Source organism: Nostoc sp., assembly GCF_036917655.1.
In the GTDB taxonomy this organism is placed as follows: Bacteria; Cyanobacteriota; Cyanobacteriia; order Cyanobacteriales; family Nostocaceae; genus Nostoc.
In genome coordinates this window covers 75,776-93,410 of record NZ_JBALCY010000014.1, presented here as the reverse complement: position 1 = coordinate 93,410, position 17,635 = coordinate 75,776, and the positions used below count along the sequence as shown (strand labels likewise).

Here is a 17,635-nt window from a genome sequence, read left to right as displayed (position 1 = left end):
ACTCCTGTACAGACGCGATTAATCGCGTCTCTACTCCTCACTCCTGTACAGACGCGATTAATCGCGTCTCCTAACTTAAAACGCAACCTGATGGCTCAAGCTCTCGATCAAGTCGATTACGATACTCTCGATGCCGCAAAACGACGCTTCATCGATGCTGCAAAACGCACACTTGGCTTTGCAAGCGCTTATGGCACCGTGCCCGCGCCTGGTCTAGGAGCAAGCGCTAACGCTTTCAGCTTCAACCTTGCTCCATTTATTGAGGCGGGGGCTAGAGAACTTTCTATGACACTTGTCCCCGAAGGATTGGGCACCGCAGATGATACCCGCCCTGACGACCTTTCCGAAGAAGAACTTCGACGATTCTGGTGGAACATTGGGATCAAGATTATCTCATGTCTGACGAACGACGCTGCAACATCTGGTATGCAGACTATACTTCTCGGTCTTTATCTGCCGTCGAGTACTCCTGAAACAATCTTTACCCCCGCTTTCCTTGATGGGTTTCTAGATGGAGTAGTTGAAGGGTGCAAACGAGTGGGGTGTGTGTACCTCTCAGGGGAAACTCCTCAACTAAAAACTAAGATGATTCCAGGTAGGCTCGACATCGCCGGCTCGGTTTTTGGGGTTATGCCGGCTGGTGTTGCTCCCATTGATAGCTCGCGTCTGGATGCCGGAAATAGGATTGTTCTTATCGAAAGTTCGGGGCCCCATGAGAACGGCTTTACCCCACTGCGAAAGCTTGCTGAGTCGCTCCCTGATGGCTACAGAACAAAACTTCCAAGTGGGCAGGAGTTCTGGGAAGCGATAAATGCTGCGTCGTATCTTTACACGCCCCTTGTACAGGCGGTGCTTGGCGAAGGAATTCGTCCCACGGCGATGGAAAATATTACTGGTCATGGCTGGCAAAAGCTGATGCGATCAGTGAAGCCACTCCGGTATGTCATCGAAACAATGCTGCCAGTACCGGAGATATTTACGTTTGTTGAGGGTCATCTTGAAGGCGGAGCCGAGACGATGCTTTCGGTGTTCAACTACGGTGCAGGATTTGCATTCTATACAGAGTCGGAGCAGGATGCAGAGAAAATTGTCATGCTTGCAAGAGAACAGGAGCTAACGGCTGTGATTGCCGGAAGGGTTGAAGCGTCCCTTAGCCGCGAGGTAGTGGTAGAACCGCTTAGAGTCACCTTGAAGGGAGATTCTTTTGGAATTGCGCGAGGGGTATAATCAGCCGCAAGCGTAGGCATAGCCCGTCGTAGACATCGCTAGTTTTCTTAGAGCTATTGTAGACTCACTTATGCGATGCCTGCGGCGGGCTACGTCGACGCTGAACTCATTACTGGTTAGATAAAATCAGTGCAATTATTGAGATTAATAATAGTTTTTACACACAACATCGAGTTGCATTTCTGGCTTATTAGAGATAATTGCTCTACTAAGCCTTTAGTATCTAAGTCATTTCACACAGATGCTAGATGCGTATTTATGAAAAGTTGGTGTCATATTTATAACTACTTAATAATAAAGTAGTCCAAAATACTCGTGACTACTTAGATTAAGATTTGCTAACGTAGTCTTAACATATTGAAAAATTTGCTGAGAAAGCTGAGAAAGTAGCAGGCAACACTAATTTTTAGTGCTGGATCTTTCTCATCTCTAGATGTGGCGTTTTAGTGTGTTAAGAATTTATATTTTTGTTCAGAGGGGGTTATGGTTGTAAATTTGGCCCGGGCTACTGCTTCGGCAGAACTTTTGAAGCAAGTATTTCATAACATTGATGCACAAAGTTGTCCAAGGTTATTCAACTTTCATATGCACACCATCTACTCGGATGGGAGGTTGCAGCCGAGTGGATTGATGGAGCAGGCGATCGCTATTGGGCTAAAAGGGTTAGCCATCACCGATCATCATGGCATTATCGGCTATCAAGCATCACTTGCTTGGTTAGAAGACTGGAAGTGGAGTAATCCTGATGCAACCACTCCTCACCTGTGGAGTGGCGTGGAAATCAATGCCAACCTTTTGGATATAGAAGTTCACATTTTGGCTTACGCTTTTGGAACAGAACACCCTAGTATGAAACCCTATCTGCAAAGAAGGGCGACTACAGGCCAAGAATATCAGGCAAGTAACGTGATTGCCGCTATTCATCAAGCTGGGGGATTGGCAGTTTTGGCTCATCCAGCTCGTTACAAGCGATCGCATTTCGACTTAATTCCAGCTGCGGCCCAAAAGGGTATCGATGGCGTGGAAACTTTTTATGCCTACAATAACCCTAACCCCTGGAAACCCAGCATCGTGGAATCAGAACAAGTGCAAAAGTTAGCTAATGAATACTTTCTTTTCAATACCTGTGGTACTGATACCCACGGCTTGAGCCTGCTACAACGCTTGTAAAGATGAACCCATTTTTTTTCAACTCTCCTGGTTCAATCTGCCAGGAGGTTATTCTATTTGGGATTTTCGATTAATTCAACAAAGGACTATAGTCGATTCTTGGTGGGAATCACAATCATTGAGAAATAGGGTACTTGGGCAGGATCAACTTCATCCAAGGGGATGATGCGTTGCTGTGACGTTGATGCCCGCTCAATATATTTTGCCCGTGATGCTAGCCCTAATTTATGCAGGATATCTCGTACTTTAGTAAAGTGACGACCTAGCTTCATAATTGCCGCTGCATCGGTCATCAGCAGATGTGTAGTTAGTTCTTCTGCTGGCAATGGGGCGGGTAGGACGGTAAGAATATCGGTGTAGTAGGTGAAAGGTACACCCAAGGCTACCGGACAAGCCATCAGCGAGGAAACTCCGGGGACAACTTCTGTTTCGTACTGGTCACATAACCGCGTAAATAGATACATAAACGAACCATAGAAAAATGGATCACCCTCGCACAACACCACGACATCTCGACCTGCTGCTAAATGGTCAGCGATTGGTTCAATTTCCTTGTCATAAATAGACTTGGCCTTTTCTGGCTCCAAAGCGCGGGGGAGGTGAAATAGCACCTCAATTTGATTGCCAGGAAGATACTGCGCCACGATCGCTCTAGCGATACTTTGTTTGTCTGTAGCTGATTGATAAGCCACCACGGGAGCCGCACGTAATAGCCGCAGCGCCTTCAGAGTCAATAGTTCTGGATCGCCTGGCCCGACACCAATTCCATAAAGACGACCTTTGGTTTTCATATTCATTCTTCCTCCGTTGCCAGGGCGTTAACTGCTGCTGCCGCGATCGCACTTCCACCGCGCCGACCGTGTAAGGTCAAAAATGGTACATTCCTGCTGTCTGCCGCTAGTGCTGCTTTCGATTCTGCTGCACCGACAAACCCCACTGGAAAGCCTAAGATAATAGCAGGTTTGTGAGCTACCTCATCGAGCATTTCTAACAGCCGGAATAGTGCCGTGGGCGCATTACCAATTGCGATCACTGCTCCTTGGAGGTGCGATCGCCATAATTCTAAAGCTGCCGCCGACCTTGTAGTACCCAGACGCTGGGCAATTTCTGGGACTTCCGGCTCATTTAGCGTACAGATAACTTGATTATTTGCAGACAGCCGCCGCCTAGTAACGCCATCGGCAACCATCCGGCAATCACACAGAATTGGCGCTCCTGTTGCTAGTGCTGCCCTTGCGGATTGCACTGCTGTTGGTGAATATCCCAAGTCAGTAACAATATCCGTCATCCCACAGGCATGGATGAGACGTACAGCAACTTTTGCTACATCTGATGGCAGAATATCTAGGTTCGCTTCTGACCGGATGATTGCAAAAGAATTACGATAAATTTCGTTGGCATCTCGGATGTAGTCGGGCATTCAATTTTGGATTTTAAATTTTGGATTTTGGATTGACCAATGAAAATAGAAAGGCTCAGATTGCCGACTTATCTAAAAAGTTGGGAATCTTATTGTTTACGAATGATTTAGGAATAATATTAAATAACTGCTGTAATTGGGCGATCGCATATCGATTAGCAAATTTCCCAAAGGACTCATCAGAATTTAGGCGTTGAATTTTATATACATATAGCATCCGCTCTATTAATACAGGTAGTTCGGCAAAAGTCACATATTGATATATTTCACGTCCGAATTTCTGCTTGCTGTCACCAACATAAACGTGATAGCCTTCCACAGTTCCATTGTCAGCCTCAATGCTGACACCAAGCAGAGTAATATCACTTTTGCTATGCTGGGCGCAGGATTTTTCGCAGCCGCTAAAGTGGATATTAACAGGGCTATCCAGAGTAACGCGAGTTTCAAGATACTCTGCTAATGCCAACGCATGATCCTTTGTATCCGTAGCAGAAGCGACACAACCCTTTTTACCAGAACAGGCAATTAATGCACCCTTGATGTTGGTTGCTGAGGAATCTAATCCTAAAAAAGCAATTTCTTTCTGGACATCAGCAACCGATTGCTGAGGAATATCTGTTAGGAGCAAATTTTGCCAGGGGGTTAACCTAAGAGTGCCGCTTCCGTATTTTGCTGCTAAATCTGCCAAACCTCCTATCTGCCGACTCTGCAATCGCCCAAGAGGTAACACAACACCAATGTAAAATAAGCCTTGCTGACGTTGGGGATGAACACCAATATGCTGATATTTTCCCTCTCCTAGCAAAAGAGTAGAGAATTCCTGCTCCTTCCCTAGTAGGGTTGGGGGTTGGGGGGTTAGGTCTTTTCTGGTTTCACTGCCCAAAAGAGAAAAAGGTAGACGCTGCTCAACTTCCTGAAGATAATTTTCACAACCCAAAGTATTTAATAACTCTAAGAGACGTAGCTTACGTTTACTTGTAGTATTAGTATGAGCTAGATAGACATCGGCCAAAGCTGCCAAGACGGGCAAACATTCCTTTGGTGGTAACAAAATTCCTGTTTCGCTAGGTGGTTGACCCTTCTCACCGACACTGAGATAGAGGCGGAAATAAACATTACCGTCAACTAAGACAGCAGCAAATAGGATATCATTCAAGCGATCGCCCACCCGAATTATCCCACCACCATCAAAGCAAACGCTAAATTTTGCCGACAGTCCCGAAAGCGCCGGATGTGCAGCAATATAATGATCCCAACCTTGGACAAATGGGCGAGTGTCGATTAATTCTTGGGGGTCGATACCAGCAGTTGGACTGGTCATAATATTACGGATGTGGTCTACAACAGGATTGTGAGAACCCAATCCCATATCCTGTAGATACTTCAAAACCTCAGCATTTATCCCCGTGCTGATTTCACGGACTTGGAGGTTAGCTCGATTAGTCACATCCACATAGCCGCCACCGTGCTGTTCTGCTATATCTGCGATCGCACGGCACTGCTGACTACTAATAATCCCACCTGGTATTCTAATCCGAGATAATATACCATCGGCGGCGGGTGTAGCGTAAAATAAGCCAGGACAAGTGGCAAATCCAGAAAGCAAACTTGGAACTCCTTCCCCGTGCGACGCAGGGAGTAGACGGTGAGTGTGTCTTGAGGACATCTTGAGAGTTGGCATTCTGACTTGGGTGATCCCATCACAGCTGCGGCACAGTCCCGGAATTTCACCGGAGTTTCCCAACTCCAAGCTTTAGTAATTTAGCACGAGAAGACAGTCAGAAAATTTAATGCTTCAAATTTTGAATCAACCTATCCACGCTGACATAGTTAGCCGTAGTTTATCTATGCCATCTCACTCCTCGTCTATGCCCGATTCGTCAAGAATACGATCAATGTCCCGCATTCCAGGCAGAATCCCCAGAATCTCCAGGCGCGTATCCTGAACTCTGTACACTACCACATAGATCGTCTTACCAATTAGCGTTGTCACTAATTCTCTAGTACCAAACACCCCTCCTGGTTTACCAAGGTTTGGCATCACCAGCAACTTTTTGATAATTTGCTGTAGACGTGTGGCCACCTCACCAGCAGCTGACGGGTTAGCATCAGCAATGTAGTCACGGATGCTTGCTAGGTCGGAAACAGCAAGATTAAGAAAAACTAAACGCATGGAGATGGCTTTTCATTCTCCATTCCCCAAGTGTCGAGCCAAGCTGACACGTCCGAACCTTCAATCCATTCAGTTTGTGGGCTATCAGCAATTTTCACCGCCTCTTCAATCATCTGGATTTGCCAGCTTGACTGTTCCACGTACAAAGCGATCGCCAGATATTACAATTTTACAATTGGGCTATTCAAAAACATAATTTTGAGCCACTTTCCAATAGCGCGAGAACCGCTTCAGGTCAATATAGCCGTCATAGTCAAAAAATGGCTCTACCTCCAGCACTTCCACTACTAGCGATCGCTCCATTTGATTGCAGATATCATCAAACCGGGGACTAGGACTGTTGGCTGTGACGACTAAATTAGCATCATGTTCTTGAGCAAAAGCTAAAATTTCTTGTGCCACATCGCCACGACGGATAACAACGGGTAACTCTAGCAAGCATTCGTAGATGAAAGCGAGACGTTTGAGACTCAGTTGCCATTCCTCAATCAAAGCCTCGTCCCAAACCCAGATAGCTGGGGCATCGGGGTATTTTTGCAGTCCGGGGTTGTATGGACTGAGGCAATCTCCATGCACCCAAACAATTGGTTTACTCATTAGATTTTGGTTTTGTTTCCTGTTAAAAAGCAAAAAATCTTAGTACAGCATTTCATTAATTCGTAGGAAACTATAGCAGAATTCAAGTATTTGAACTACATCTGTCGTAAGGGCATAGCATTGCTCATTGGTGTCAACTTAACTAACGTAAAAGCCATTCTAAAACCAGCTTTTAGAGATTGTCTCGTTCCCAGTCGGAGACTGGGAATGCCTAGTGCGAGGCTCCGCCTCAAGACTAGCGGCAGAGCCGCAATTGATTTGCATTTCCAGCCAGAGGCTAGAAACGAGGTTTTAAAGGGGTTTGGGCTTAAGTTGACACCTATGAGCATTGCAGTGCCCCTACCGCGTGGTCTATTTACCTGAAAATAGGTGTAAATCTGGCAATACTAATGTATCCCTCTGCAATGCCAATGCGTCCCGATGCAATACCAATGTATCCTTCTGCAACGCCAATGCGTCCCTCTGCAATGCTAATGCGTCTCTCTGCATTTAAAAACGCTACGATTATTATGCAAAACTGTACTTAGCGCCGCTTCTTCCCACGCTGCCAACTTTGGCTATTGGCTTGTTTGCTAAATTCTCCTTTGGGAAAAAGTCGCTGTTCTAATTCTTCATAGCTGCCTTCAAAATCACAATGACCGGAAAGGGGACATTTCTGGCAATAAACGCCTTTGGTGTAGCGTTCTAAGTTCTCACGGTTGAAAAAATACGGTTTATGACTAAAGGTGCTGGCAACCCACTGCCATGACATATTATTGCTAGCAGGATCTCCATCTAAAAGGTGTTCGAGAAACCACTTGGCTCCTGCTTGCCAACGGATATGCCGCCAATGGACAATGTAAGCTGCTAGCCACATCCGTGCATGGTTATGTAGATAGCCAGTTTCTTTCAAGTCACGACTGAAACTGTCAATGCAAACTCTATCTGTAGTTCCTTCTCTAATATCTTGCGGCAATTCGGGTGCATATTCGCCCACAGTATAACCAGTTTTGTACTCTTCCTGGTCTTTCCAGATTTCATCCCCTAACTTCACATACAACCGCTGCCAGTAGTCGCGCCAGCCTAACTCGTTAATTAGTTTCGTAGCATTGTCTTGCTGCTGTACCTGGTCAAGGACATAATCTCGAATTTCTCGCAAACTCAAAACGCCATAGCGGATGTAAGGCGAAAGTCGCGTGACTGCACCTGTGAAAAAGTTACGTGTTTGCGCGTAGCCTACTGGGTCGATTTTTTGCAGCGCTTTCTGTGCTGCTTGGCGTCCCCCCACAGTTTCGCTGATGTGGTTATCGCGTTCTGCCGCATCTGGGAATTGTTCGCGGAGGTAAGCTACCAACTCATCGCGGTTGGTAAATTCGCGTTGCATATCTTTAGTCATGTGAACTTTGAAGGGTGAGAATAAATAAGCAAAAATATCTGTAGGTTAAGTCATTATTATGGCGGATAAATACAAGCTTACATCGCAGGAGTTGCCGCAGGCGATCGCTGATTGTCCTAATTTTTACTGGTGACGTGAATATCTCCGTAAGGCTAGACTATCAGGGCAAACTGTGTTGCAAAAAACACCATGACCCTCTGCATTAATCCTCACTGCTCAAGACCCCAAAATTCCGAAAATATACTGTTTTGTCAAGCCTGTGGCTCAGAATTGCTCTTGGAAGGACGGTATCGAGTAACTCACCAATTGGGTGCTGGTGGTTTTGCCAAGACATTTGAAGTCAACCACAGCAACACCATGAAAGTCTTAAAAGTTCTGATGCTAGATGATGCCAAGGCAGTATCGCTGTTTCAGCAAGAGGCACAAGTCTTAAGCCATCTGAATCATCCAGGGATTCCAAAGGGAGATGGGTACTTTACTTTCTCTCCCAAAAATAGCCAAGCGCCACTGCATTGCTTGGTAATGGAGAAAATCGAGGGGTTGGATTTGTACCAATACATGGAACAACGAGGTAATCGCCCCATTGATGAAAAATTAGCACTTTTATGGCTAACCCAGTTGGCAAATATTTTACGTGAAGTGCATCAGCAGAACTTTTTTCATAGAGATATCAAGCCACCAAATATTATGCTCAAAGCAGATGGAAATCTGGCTTTGATAGACTTTGGTACAGCAAGAGAAGTTACACAAACCTATCATCAAAAAGCAGCAGGGCAGAATATAACAGGGATTTTTTCACCAGGCTATACACCACTAGAACAAGCCAATGGTAAAGCCGTACCACAATCAGACTTCTTCGCCCTTGGTCGCACATTTGTTTATTTACTTACTGGCAAATCTCCAGATCAATTTTCTGAAGATCCACGAACTGGTAAGTTAATGTGGCGAGACAGTGCCTTACAAATATCTAAGCAGGTAGCTGGTTTAATTGATTACCTGATGGAAGCATTTCCTGGCAAGCGTCCTCAAAATGCCCAAATGATTTTGAGGTGTCTATCAGAAATTAATTCAACTGTACAGTCATATTCACCTTCTTATTCAGCATCACAATTACCACCTACAGAAATAGAAAAGCCTAAACACAGTAGACAACTTAAAACGTCAGCGACTACTCAAATTCAATCGCCAAAAAATGAAACAAATATATTCTCTAGTAAGACTGCCAAATCCACAGGTACAGCAATTGCTTTCGCTATACTTTTTTTAATTAAATTCGGTAGTTGGGGAATTTATAAGTTATTTGATTCTCATCCAAGTCAGCCAGTTATGACTTCAACACCAACTGAGCTACAAGCAAATAATTCTGAGCAAGCAAAGACTGATTCCACTAGTCAACAACCTTCTATCTCCGAGGAAAATATACCCCCAGGCATTCCATCTGGTTGGAAGAAGTTTGAGGGTGGTGGTGCAGAATTGTGGTTGCCTCCAAGTTGGGAAGGTGGAGATTTAAGTGAGCATTTATATAAATCAATCAAGAAGTCAGGCACTCACAATCTACAAATTGAGCAAACTGCTCAACAAGTAGAACAAAATCCCTCAGCTTTTCCAATTTTTGCTTTCGACTCTAATACTTCATACTCAAGGTACTTAACTAATGTAATTGTAACTAAAGAGGAAGTATCGTATAATACTAATCTAGAAATATACTCGAAAGAACTAGTTAACACAAAGTTTTCTTTATTGAATATGAAAACATACTGGGCAAAAGGATATCAAGTGGTAAAAATGATAGTACTAGGTGTAAATAGTAAACAAGTTTATTATGTAATTAAAGATAATAACACTATTTGGACAGTATTATTTTCTACTAGAGAAGATGAATTTGAGCAAAATTTACCTATCTTTCAGACAAGTATTAATACATTTGTATTCAATCTCAACTAGTAGTTAAGTGCGATCGCTCAATAGCTCAATATATGTACAATTCTAAAACGATGTTTACAACAGGCTACGCTTACCCAATCTCTCACACCACCATCATGAGTAATATTCCCCAAGTCGGACAACCAGCGCCAGATTTCTCCACACCTGACCAAAATGGCAATTCAGTCACTCTCGACGACCTCAGCAGTCAGTGGATTGTCCTCTACTTCTACCCCAAAGATGACACTCCCGGCTGTACCACCGAAGCGAAAGATTTCACCGAGTTGTATCAAGACTTCAGCGCACTGGGAGCGAAAATATTAGGTGTAAGTCCAGATTCGGGTAAGTCCCATTGTAAATTTATCAGCAAACATAACTTGTCAATCACTTTATTGAGTGACCCAGAACATCTTCTGATAGAAGCTTACGGTGCTTGGCGGTTAAAAAAATTTATGGGTAAAGAATATATGGGTGTTGCTCGCTCAACCTTTCTCATTTCACCTAATAAAATGATTGTCTATGCTTGGTCTAATGTAAAAACCAAAGGTCATGCTCAGGCAGTTTTAACTAAATTACGGGAATTAGCAGCTACGTAACGCAACTGGATGCAGGTATAGTTACAGCAATAAATTAGACTTCTCCCAAGTTGAAATAAACATGATTCAAGTTATCCAAGCCCAAAATATCACTCTCGCTTATTTAAAGCAAAAATTTGCTCTACACAAATCTGAAGATGAGCAATTTTTTAGAGAGTGGTTTGACTACATCCCGGAAATTTCTGAGTTAGAAAAACAATACTTGGACAGAGTTAAAAATAACTATCTCAACGTGCTTGAAAATGCTCCTCTTTTAGAAGAAGCAGTAAAAATGGTGGTATTATCTCCCCTGCTAGATTTGGCTGGTTTTTATGGTCATCCTTTTTACATCGCTACAGAAGAAAGTGTAGAAATTAGTGAAGAAATTATCATTGATGATGAAGACAACTCTGAAGAAACTCAAGAAATTATCAAAGGTAAAATTGATGTTCTGGTTCTCCAAGATAAGTTATGGTTACTAATAATTGAATCGAAGAGGTCTAGTTTTTCCTTAGCAAAGGCAATTCCTCAAGCACTGACTTATATGCTGGCAAATCCTCAGCCGGATCATCCTATCTATTCCTTGGTAATGAATGGAGAAGATTTTCAATTTATGAAGTTGATAAAACAAGATAAGCCAATGTATGCTTTATCTGATAGATTCACTTTATATAGACGCGAAAATGAGTTATACAAAGTTGTAAATATATTAAAGAAATTAGGTAAAGTTTTAATTTAATTATTTCTGACTTCGGAATTCTTCTTCAACTTTGCTATTCCTATCTAGATTAACATTGGAACAGTGATATAGCGGTTATCGGTTGAGTGAGATACAAGAACCCCACCCCCAACCCCCTCCCCGCTCTTCGAGAGGAGGCTATGATGTACCTCATGTGATCAGGAAACGCTATATAATACTTATAGTATGTGTATCTTTAAAATGAATTATGGTTCAATTTATCCAAGCACAAAATATCGGGCTTGCCTATTTGGAAGAAAGATTTAGTATACAGCAAGCTGAAGATGAGGCATTCTTCACAGAATGGTTTGACAATTTACCGGAAATTACAGATTTAGAAAAGCCAGATTTAGATAAAATAAAACTTCATTTTCTCCGTTTAGTTAAACATCCCCCTTTGTCAGAAGAAACGGTGAAATTAGTAGTTTTATCTCCTTTACTCAATTTAGCTGGATTTTATGATGAGCCTTTTTATATGAGAGGCGAACAATCAATACAAATTTCTGCGGAAGATGAAGGAGAAATTATTAGAGGTAGAATTGATGTTTTAGTTATTCAAGAAAAATTCTGGTTGTTAGTAATTGAATCTAAAAGGTCTAGCTTTTCTCTTTTAGAAGCCATACCTCAAGCACTTGTTTATATGCTGGCTAATCCTAATCAAGACAAACCTACTTTTGGATTAGTAACAAATGGTAGTCATTTCATTTTTATAAAACTGACTAAACAAAATATACCAAAGTATGCATTGTCTGATGAATTTACGCTGTTGAGGAGAAAAAATGAATTGTATCAGGTTCTAAGTGTATTAAAAAAACTAAGTCAAAGTTTGAGTTAATAATTATGTCTATTCGTCCTATATACCTTGATTGTCACGCGACTACACCCGTAGATGAACGGGTACTAGCAGCAATGCTCCCTTACTTCACAGAACACTTTGGCAACCCATCAAGTATTAGTCATGTTTACGGTTGGGAAGCAGAAGCTGCTGTCAAACAAACGCGAGAGATTTTAGCAGCAGCAATCAACGCCACACCAGAAGAAATTGTTTTTACGAGTGGTGCAACAGAAGCGAATAATTTAGCTATTAAAGGTGTTGCTGAAGCTTATTTTAAAAAAGGTCAGCATATTATTACTGTTGCCACTGAACATAGTGCAGTTATTGATCCTTGTAATTATTTAAAAAGTCTCGGTTTTGAAATTACTATTCTCCCAGTTAAAAAAGATGGATTAATTGATTTAACTGAGTTAAAAAAAGCTTTCCGTCCTGAGACGATTTTGGTATCGGTGATGGCTGCAAATAACGAAATTGGTGTGTTACAGCCATTGGCAGAAATTGGGGAAATGTGCCGCGATCGCCTACACCCCGACGGAAGCGATCGCAATATCATTTTCCACACCGACGCCGCCCAAGCTATTGGTAAAATGCCCCTAGATGTGCAAGCGATGAAAATTGACTTGATGTCGCTAACCGCACACAAAGTATATGGGCCAAAGGGCATTGGGGCGCTGTACGTCCGCAGACGCAACCCCAGAGTGCAACTGGCTCCTCAGCAGCACGGCGGCGGACATGAGCGGGGGATGCGTTCTGGTACATTGTATACACCGCAAATTGTCGGCTTTGGGAAAGCTGTAGAAATCGCTTTGGCAGAACAAGCAACAGAAACCCAACGCCTCACTCAGTTAAGGCAAAGCTTGTGGGAACAGCTTTCCCAAGTTGAAGGAATTCATCTCAATGGACATCCTCAAGAGCGATTGGCGGGAAACTTGAATATCAGTGTTGAGGGAGTGGATGGAGCCGCACTTTTGCTAGGATTGCAGCCAGTAATGGCGGTTTCTTCTGGTTCTGCTTGCTCCTCGGCAACTACTGCACCCTCCCATGTTCTCACAGCATTAGGACATTCAGAACAGCTAGCTTATGCCTCAGTGCGGTTTGGTATTGGACGGTTTAATACCCAAGAGGAAATTGAGCGAGTGGCGAAACATGCGATCGCTACCATTCAAAGTTTACGTAATACCAACAGGACTTACGCATTGAAAAGCTAAAACCTCGATCCCCTTAAAAAGAGGGGGATCTTATCCGAACTGTATTGATACGTAAACACCTCACAGAGAATCATTCATCTAGTTTCTGTGAAGCTAAATCACATTTTTGAGCAATCAATTACATAGCTAGGATAAATTTATAGATGATTTCAATAAAAAAAAAGTAAAACAAGTTTTCTGATAGATGCATAGTTTAAATTTCATTAAAAATGCTGAAGTTAATCTTAATGATAACTTCAACGATTTTTAATTTTTTTTACAGTAAAAGAGAAAATTTTGCCGATATAAAAATAAATAAAGTATTAAGATCAATAGAGGTTGGTATGAAGATTATATCCATGTATTAACAAATCCTATTTTCAGACAATTATCTTAATAATTTAGGCAGAGCAGGTAGGCAAAAGTGTTTTCTAAAAAGGTGCAGAGCTACATTAACCAAATCATGGTCGCCCCGTCAGAAATACAACAGGATGAAAAAGTATTTTGCCAACAGGCGGATACTGCTCCTGTGATGATTTGGACATCTGGATGCAATGCACTTTACTATTACTTCAATTCAAATTGGCTGGAATTTACTGGAACATATCTAACAACAGGCGCGTCTGTATCTGCGCGACCAGAAGAGATAGGCAATATCTGGACTTGTAGCGTCCATCCAGAAGATAGACAGCGATGTGAAGATATATATTTGGGAGCATTTGCAGCGCATGATTCCTTTCAGAGGCAATATCGCCTGCGTCGGGCTGATGGCGAATATCGCTGGATTTTAGATACAGCCGCGCCACAATTTGCAGCAGATGGGAGCTTTGTTGGTTACATCGGTTATTGTGTAGACATAACAGAAGTGACGATAGTGGGAAGCCGACCTATCCTGGCAGAAAGCTGCTCGGCGTCTACAAATTTTTCTCGTTGTCTACGTAAATTCACAGAAGAAAAACAGGAAACAGAATTAACAAAATTACTGGCGCAACTACAAGCTGAAACTGCAAAACGCCAAGCAGTTGAAGTACAGTTACGCCAAAAAACATCAGAATTTGCAGCGATTTTGCAAGTGCTTCCTGATTTGTACTTTCGTCTTGATGGTGATGGAACTATTCTGGATTACAAGCCAGGAAAGATGCAGAATCTGTATATTCCACCAGGAGATTGTCAGGGCAAGAGGTTGCGAGAATGCTTACCGACTGCTGTAGGCGATCGCTTCCACCAAGCAATAACTCAAGTACTTGAAACTCAATCTTCAGTCAGTTTTGAATATACCTTACCGCTCCCACAAGGGAACAATAATTTTGAAGCTAGGTTATTACCATTACCAGACCAGCAAATCATAGTTCTTATCCGCGACACCAGCGAAAAAGTACAAGCAGCATTCATAGAGAGCGATGCCAAGTTTCGTACCATTATTGAAAACGCTAATAACATTATTTTTGCGCTGACCCTTGAGGGGATATTTTCCTACGTTTCTCCTAACTGGACTGAAATTTTTGGGCATGAGGTTGCAGATGTTGAAGGTAAATCCTTTGTTCTCTTCCTACATCCCGACGATGTGCATATCTGTGCAGATTATCTCCAAAGAATTGTGACAACAACCGAAAAACAAGACGCAATTGAATATCGAGTAAAACACAAAAATGGCACTTGGCGATGGCATACAAGCAACTCATCTGCTATTAGAGATACCAATGGTAATGTTTTAAACTTCGTTGGTATTTGCTATGATACCACTGACCGCAAACAAGCAGAAATCGCACTCAGAGAAAGCGCCCAGCGGGAAGCACTACTCAATCGTCTTTCTAACCAAATTCGAGCTTCTTTGGATCTCAATTACATTGTGGAAACCGCAGTGCAGGAGATTCTTAACTTATTCCAGATCGATCGCTGCGCCTTCTTTTGGTATCGGCAAGACGCTGATGTACCCTACTGGGAGAAAGTATATGAGGCGAAAAGTTCCTTTTTACCCTGTCTGCTTAACCACCAAGAAGCAACTAATGCAGAAATCGAACTAATCGCAGCCAAAACCTTAAATAGAGAAATCATCCGCATTAATGATGTTAAGACAGTAAGCGATGCCGAAGGCGGGCTACACCTACGCACTGCACAGCTGTTTTTGCAGGATTTCGGTTTTACTGCCTTTATGTCGCTGCCCATACACACTCAATCTGGCGAAATTGGCACATTTAGCTGTGGTTCTTGTAGTGGCTTCCGCCCTTGGCTGGACAACGAAGTAGAATTATTACAAGCAGTTACAGTTCAACTCGCGATCGCCATTGACCAAGCTAAACTTTACACCCAAAGTCGCATTGCTGCCCAAATTGCCCAAGACAAAGCCCAGCAGCTAGAAGCAGCCCTGCTAGAACTTCAACAAACCCAAGCGCAACTGATTCAAACTGAAAAAATGTCCAGTTTAGGACAATTGGTTGCAGGTATTGCCCACGAAATCAATAATCCCGTCAATTTTATCTACGGCAATATTAGCCACGCCCGTGAATATACCAAGGATTTATTGCACTTGGTACACCTTTATCAACAGAGTTACTGTCCACCAACACCAGAAATTCACCAACAAATCTACACCATTGATTTAGATTTTCTCAAGCAAGATTTGCCCAAAATCCTGGATTCTATGAACATGGGAGCCGAGCGCATTCGGCAGATTGTCCTATCTTTACGCAATTTTTCTCGCCTTGATGAAGACGGCACGAAAGCAGTAGATATTCATCAAGGTATTGATAACACCTTGCTGCTGTTGCAAAATCGCCTGAAAGGCAAACCAGGACATCCCGAAATCCAAGTAATCCGAGACTACGGCAACCTACCACCGGTAGTGTGTCACGCTGGACAGATGAATCAGGTGTTTATGAATCTGTTGACAAATGCGATCGATGTTTTAGAAGAGGGAGTGGGGAATGGGGGCAGAGGAGCAGGGGAGGCAGGGGAGCAGGGGAGGCAGGGGGAGAATGCCCAATGCCCAATACCCACAATTCGCATTCGCACCCTGATTCAAGAAGACCGTGTAATCATTGGCATTGCCGACAATGGACTAGGCATGACTGAGGAAGTACGCAAACGCTTATTTGACCCCTTCTTCACTACAAAACCTGTGGGTAAAGGCACAGGTATGGGGTTATCAATTAGCTACCAAATTGCTGTCAAAAAACACGGTGGGCAAATCCAGTGTATTTCAGCACCAGGAGAAGGGGCGGAGTTTGTCATCATGATTCCACTAGAGGAGCAACCATCAACGTAGATATCACACAATATTAATCTAAAATTAACCTTAGATTAACCTCTTGGTTGTTAACTGAAGTTAATTCACTTTTTGCTGCAACATTTGAATCCCCCCAAAAACCTAAAATTTACAGGAATTGGGGGGATTATTTGTACTAGTATAGGGAATAGGAGTAGAAATATTACAGTTCAATTGACTAAAAAACGTTGTAATGGTAATACTATCTTTGCGTAAGCGTAGCCCAACACAGGCGATGTCTACGACGGGCTGTGCCTAGCACCTTTGAAAAAAATCCCTGAGTACAAATAATAAAATAGAAGGCTGGGATGATACAACCCCAAAGTCAAAATAGTATCACCTACACACGCGTCATCCACCTAAGTCACGTAATTGACATAGATATTCCCCAATGGTCTGGAGATCCCACAGTAGAATTTGAAACTGTGGCTGAACTGAATAATGATGGCTATTACCTGCGACGTTTCGCCTTGGGGGAACATAGCGCTACCCATATCAACGCCCCTAATAGCTTTCATAGCTATAGTATGGGAATTGACCAATACCCCGCCCAATCTCTAGTTGTACCTGCGGTGGTCATAGATATTCGCCAAGCCACAGCCGGGAATTCTGATTATGCCCTGACTATTGCTGATATTGCCGCTTGGGAAGAAAAATACGGTGAGATTCCTAAAGGGTGCGTAGTTATACTGAATACTGGTTGGCAAAAAAAGTGGTTTGATAAAAGTGCATTCCTAAATCATGATGCTCAAGGGATTGCCCATTTTCCAGGTTTTGGTAGCGATGCGACTCAATTCTTACTGAAGGAACGGCAAATTGCTGGGGTAGGAATTGATACTCATGGTGTAGACCCCGGACAGGATAACAGTTTTGCTACTAATCGTTTGGTATTGGAAAAACCGCGGATTGTTTTGGAAAATCTCACCAATTTGGATCAGTTGCCACCTAAAGGTACTACTCTAGCGATCGGGATTCTTCGGTTGCGTGGTGGTTCTGGTTCTCCTGTGGGTGTATTGGCGTTAGTGCCTTAATTTTTATATCGATATTTAGTTCTCACACCAATTTCCTAAACTTGAAGATAACCTAGAAAGCAAGCAAACTTAGTACATAATTTCGTAAGTTCATAGCGAATCCTCTTGAAAAAACTCT

17 protein-coding genes and 1 riboswitch are annotated in these 17,635 nt (G+C 42.9%); of the genes, 9 read left to right on the top strand and 8 right to left on the bottom strand.

From position 1 onward, the window contains the following. Positions 1-90: 90 nt before the first annotated feature. Positions 91-1,227 (top strand): AIR synthase related protein, encoded by a 1,137-nt coding sequence (locus tag V7K30_RS08155; RefSeq protein WP_334998602.1) that lies wholly within the window; start codon positions 91-93, stop codon positions 1,225-1,227. A 483-nt stretch (positions 1,228-1,710) separates the two neighbouring features. Continuing rightward, entirely contained in the window at positions 1,711-2,397 is a 687-nt protein-coding gene (locus V7K30_RS08150) for a PHP domain-containing protein (protein WP_334998601.1), read from the top strand. Between the two features lie 86 nt (positions 2,398-2,483). Here the strand turns inward: V7K30_RS08150 and V7K30_RS08145 are convergent, their stop codons facing one another. From V7K30_RS08145 to V7K30_RS08110, 8 genes are all read right to left on the bottom strand, one after another. Next, complete coding sequence (locus V7K30_RS08145) at positions 2,484-3,188, bottom strand: precorrin-2 C(20)-methyltransferase (protein ID WP_334998600.1); 705 nt, start codon at positions 3,186-3,188, stop codon at positions 2,484-2,486. Between the two features lie 2 nt (positions 3,189-3,190). Continuing rightward, the gene (locus tag V7K30_RS08140; protein WP_334998599.1) at positions 3,191-3,817 is read right to left on the bottom strand and encodes a precorrin-8X methylmutase; all 627 of its coding nucleotides are present in this window, start codon (positions 3,815-3,817) and stop codon (positions 3,191-3,193) included. A gap of 55 nt (positions 3,818-3,872) precedes the next feature. Then, on the bottom strand, positions 3,873-5,483 hold the full coding sequence (cobG, locus tag V7K30_RS08135) for a precorrin-3B synthase (RefSeq protein WP_442941051.1): 1,611 nt from the start codon (positions 5,481-5,483) through the stop codon (positions 3,873-3,875). A 1-nt stretch (position 5,484) separates the two neighbouring features. Continuing rightward, positions 5,485-5,577, bottom strand: a riboswitch (adenosylcobalamin-variant (AdoCbl-variant) riboswitch). Positions 5,578-5,672: 95 nt separating this feature from the next. Next, the gene (locus tag V7K30_RS08130) at positions 5,673-5,990 is read right to left on the bottom strand and encodes a type II toxin-antitoxin system RelE/ParE family toxin (RefSeq protein ID WP_334998597.1); all 318 of its coding nucleotides are present in this window, start codon (positions 5,988-5,990) and stop codon (positions 5,673-5,675) included. Further along, positions 5,981-6,130, bottom strand: coding sequence for a hypothetical protein (locus V7K30_RS08125; protein WP_334998596.1), 150 nt, complete (start codon positions 6,128-6,130; stop codon positions 5,981-5,983). The genes V7K30_RS08130 and V7K30_RS08125 overlap by 10 nt, the downstream gene beginning before the upstream one ends. A 40-nt stretch (positions 6,131-6,170) precedes the next feature. Next, complete coding sequence (locus V7K30_RS08120; protein ID WP_334998595.1) at positions 6,171-6,587, bottom strand: hypothetical protein; 417 nt, start codon at positions 6,585-6,587, stop codon at positions 6,171-6,173. A gap of 351 nt (positions 6,588-6,938) precedes the next feature. Beyond that, complete coding sequence (locus V7K30_RS08115) at positions 6,939-7,076, bottom strand: hypothetical protein (RefSeq protein WP_334998594.1); 138 nt, start codon at positions 7,074-7,076, stop codon at positions 6,939-6,941. A 34-nt stretch (positions 7,077-7,110) separates the two neighbouring features. Beyond that, entirely contained in the window at positions 7,111-7,962 is an 852-nt protein-coding gene (locus V7K30_RS08110; protein WP_334998593.1) for an FAD-binding domain-containing protein, read from the bottom strand. Positions 7,963-8,151: 189 nt separating this feature from the next. On the opposite strand from V7K30_RS08110, the gene V7K30_RS08105 reads away from it, so the two are divergent. The 7 genes from V7K30_RS08105 (at position 8,152) to V7K30_RS08075 (ending at position 17,517) form a co-directional block, all read left to right on the top strand. Next, complete coding sequence (locus V7K30_RS08105; RefSeq protein WP_334998592.1) at positions 8,152-9,906, top strand: serine/threonine-protein kinase; 1,755 nt, start codon at positions 8,152-8,154, stop codon at positions 9,904-9,906. A 95-nt stretch (positions 9,907-10,001) separates the two neighbouring features. Beyond that, on the top strand, positions 10,002-10,481 hold the full coding sequence (bcp, locus tag V7K30_RS08100; RefSeq protein ID WP_334998711.1) for a thioredoxin-dependent thiol peroxidase: 480 nt from the start codon (positions 10,002-10,004) through the stop codon (positions 10,479-10,481). Positions 10,482-10,542: 61 nt separating this feature from the next. After that, positions 10,543-11,199: a restriction endonuclease subunit R gene (locus V7K30_RS08095; RefSeq protein WP_334998591.1), complete on the top strand. Its 657-nt coding sequence runs from the start codon at positions 10,543-10,545 to the stop codon at positions 11,197-11,199. A gap of 208 nt (positions 11,200-11,407) precedes the next feature. Beyond that, entirely contained in the window at positions 11,408-12,034 is a 627-nt protein-coding gene (locus V7K30_RS08090) for a restriction endonuclease subunit R (RefSeq protein ID WP_334998590.1), read from the top strand. Between the two features lie 5 nt (positions 12,035-12,039). Further along, positions 12,040-13,242 carry a cysteine desulfurase family protein gene (locus V7K30_RS08085; RefSeq protein WP_334998589.1) on the top strand — a complete coding sequence of 401 codons (1,203 nt, stop codon included), beginning with the start codon at positions 12,040-12,042 and terminating at the stop codon, positions 13,240-13,242. Between the two features lie 442 nt (positions 13,243-13,684). Continuing rightward, positions 13,685-16,486, top strand: a complete 2,802-nt coding sequence (locus V7K30_RS08080; protein ID WP_334998710.1) for a PAS domain-containing protein — start codon at positions 13,685-13,687, stop codon at positions 16,484-16,486. A 308-nt stretch (positions 16,487-16,794) separates the two neighbouring features. Next, the gene (locus V7K30_RS08075) at positions 16,795-17,517 is read left to right on the top strand and encodes a cyclase family protein (RefSeq protein ID WP_334998588.1); all 723 of its coding nucleotides are present in this window, start codon (positions 16,795-16,797) and stop codon (positions 17,515-17,517) included. Positions 17,518-17,635 lie beyond the last annotated feature (118 nt).

Excerpts from the sequence above, each read along its gene's own strand:
- V7K30_RS08155 (WP_334998602.1), top strand. The coding sequence starts at position 91 with ATGGCTCAAGCTCTCGATCAAGTCGATTACGATACTCTCGATGCCGCA.
- V7K30_RS08150 (WP_334998601.1), top strand. The coding sequence starts at position 1,711 with ATGGTTGTAAATTTGGCCCGGGCTACTGCTTCGGCAGAACTTTTGAAG.
- V7K30_RS08145 (WP_334998600.1), bottom strand. The coding sequence starts at position 3,188 with ATGAAAACCAAAGGTCGTCTTTATGGAATTGGTGTCGGGCCAGGCGAT.
- V7K30_RS08140 (WP_334998599.1), bottom strand. The coding sequence starts at position 3,817 with ATGCCCGACTACATCCGAGATGCCAACGAAATTTATCGTAATTCTTTT.
- cobG (WP_442941051.1), bottom strand. The coding sequence starts at position 5,483 with ATGTCCTCAAGACACACTCACCGTCTACTCCCTGCGTCGCACGGGGAA.
- V7K30_RS08130 (WP_334998597.1), bottom strand. The coding sequence starts at position 5,990 with ATGCGTTTAGTTTTTCTTAATCTTGCTGTTTCCGACCTAGCAAGCATC.
- V7K30_RS08120 (WP_334998595.1), bottom strand. The coding sequence starts at position 6,587 with ATGAGTAAACCAATTGTTTGGGTGCATGGAGATTGCCTCAGTCCATAC.
- V7K30_RS08115 (WP_334998594.1), bottom strand. The coding sequence starts at position 7,076 with ATGCAGAGAGACGCATTAGCATTGCAGAGGGACGCATTGGCGTTGCAG.
- V7K30_RS08110 (WP_334998593.1), bottom strand. The coding sequence starts at position 7,962 with ATGACTAAAGATATGCAACGCGAATTTACCAACCGCGATGAGTTGGTA.
- V7K30_RS08105 (WP_334998592.1), top strand. The coding sequence starts at position 8,152 with ATGACCCTCTGCATTAATCCTCACTGCTCAAGACCCCAAAATTCCGAA.
- bcp (WP_334998711.1), top strand. The coding sequence starts at position 10,002 with ATGAGTAATATTCCCCAAGTCGGACAACCAGCGCCAGATTTCTCCACA.
- V7K30_RS08095 (WP_334998591.1), top strand. The coding sequence starts at position 10,543 with ATGATTCAAGTTATCCAAGCCCAAAATATCACTCTCGCTTATTTAAAG.
- V7K30_RS08090 (WP_334998590.1), top strand. The coding sequence starts at position 11,408 with ATGGTTCAATTTATCCAAGCACAAAATATCGGGCTTGCCTATTTGGAA.
- V7K30_RS08085 (WP_334998589.1), top strand. The coding sequence starts at position 12,040 with ATGTCTATTCGTCCTATATACCTTGATTGTCACGCGACTACACCCGTA.
- V7K30_RS08080 (WP_334998710.1), top strand. The coding sequence starts at position 13,685 with ATGGTCGCCCCGTCAGAAATACAACAGGATGAAAAAGTATTTTGCCAA.
- V7K30_RS08075 (WP_334998588.1), top strand. The coding sequence starts at position 16,795 with ATGATACAACCCCAAAGTCAAAATAGTATCACCTACACACGCGTCATC.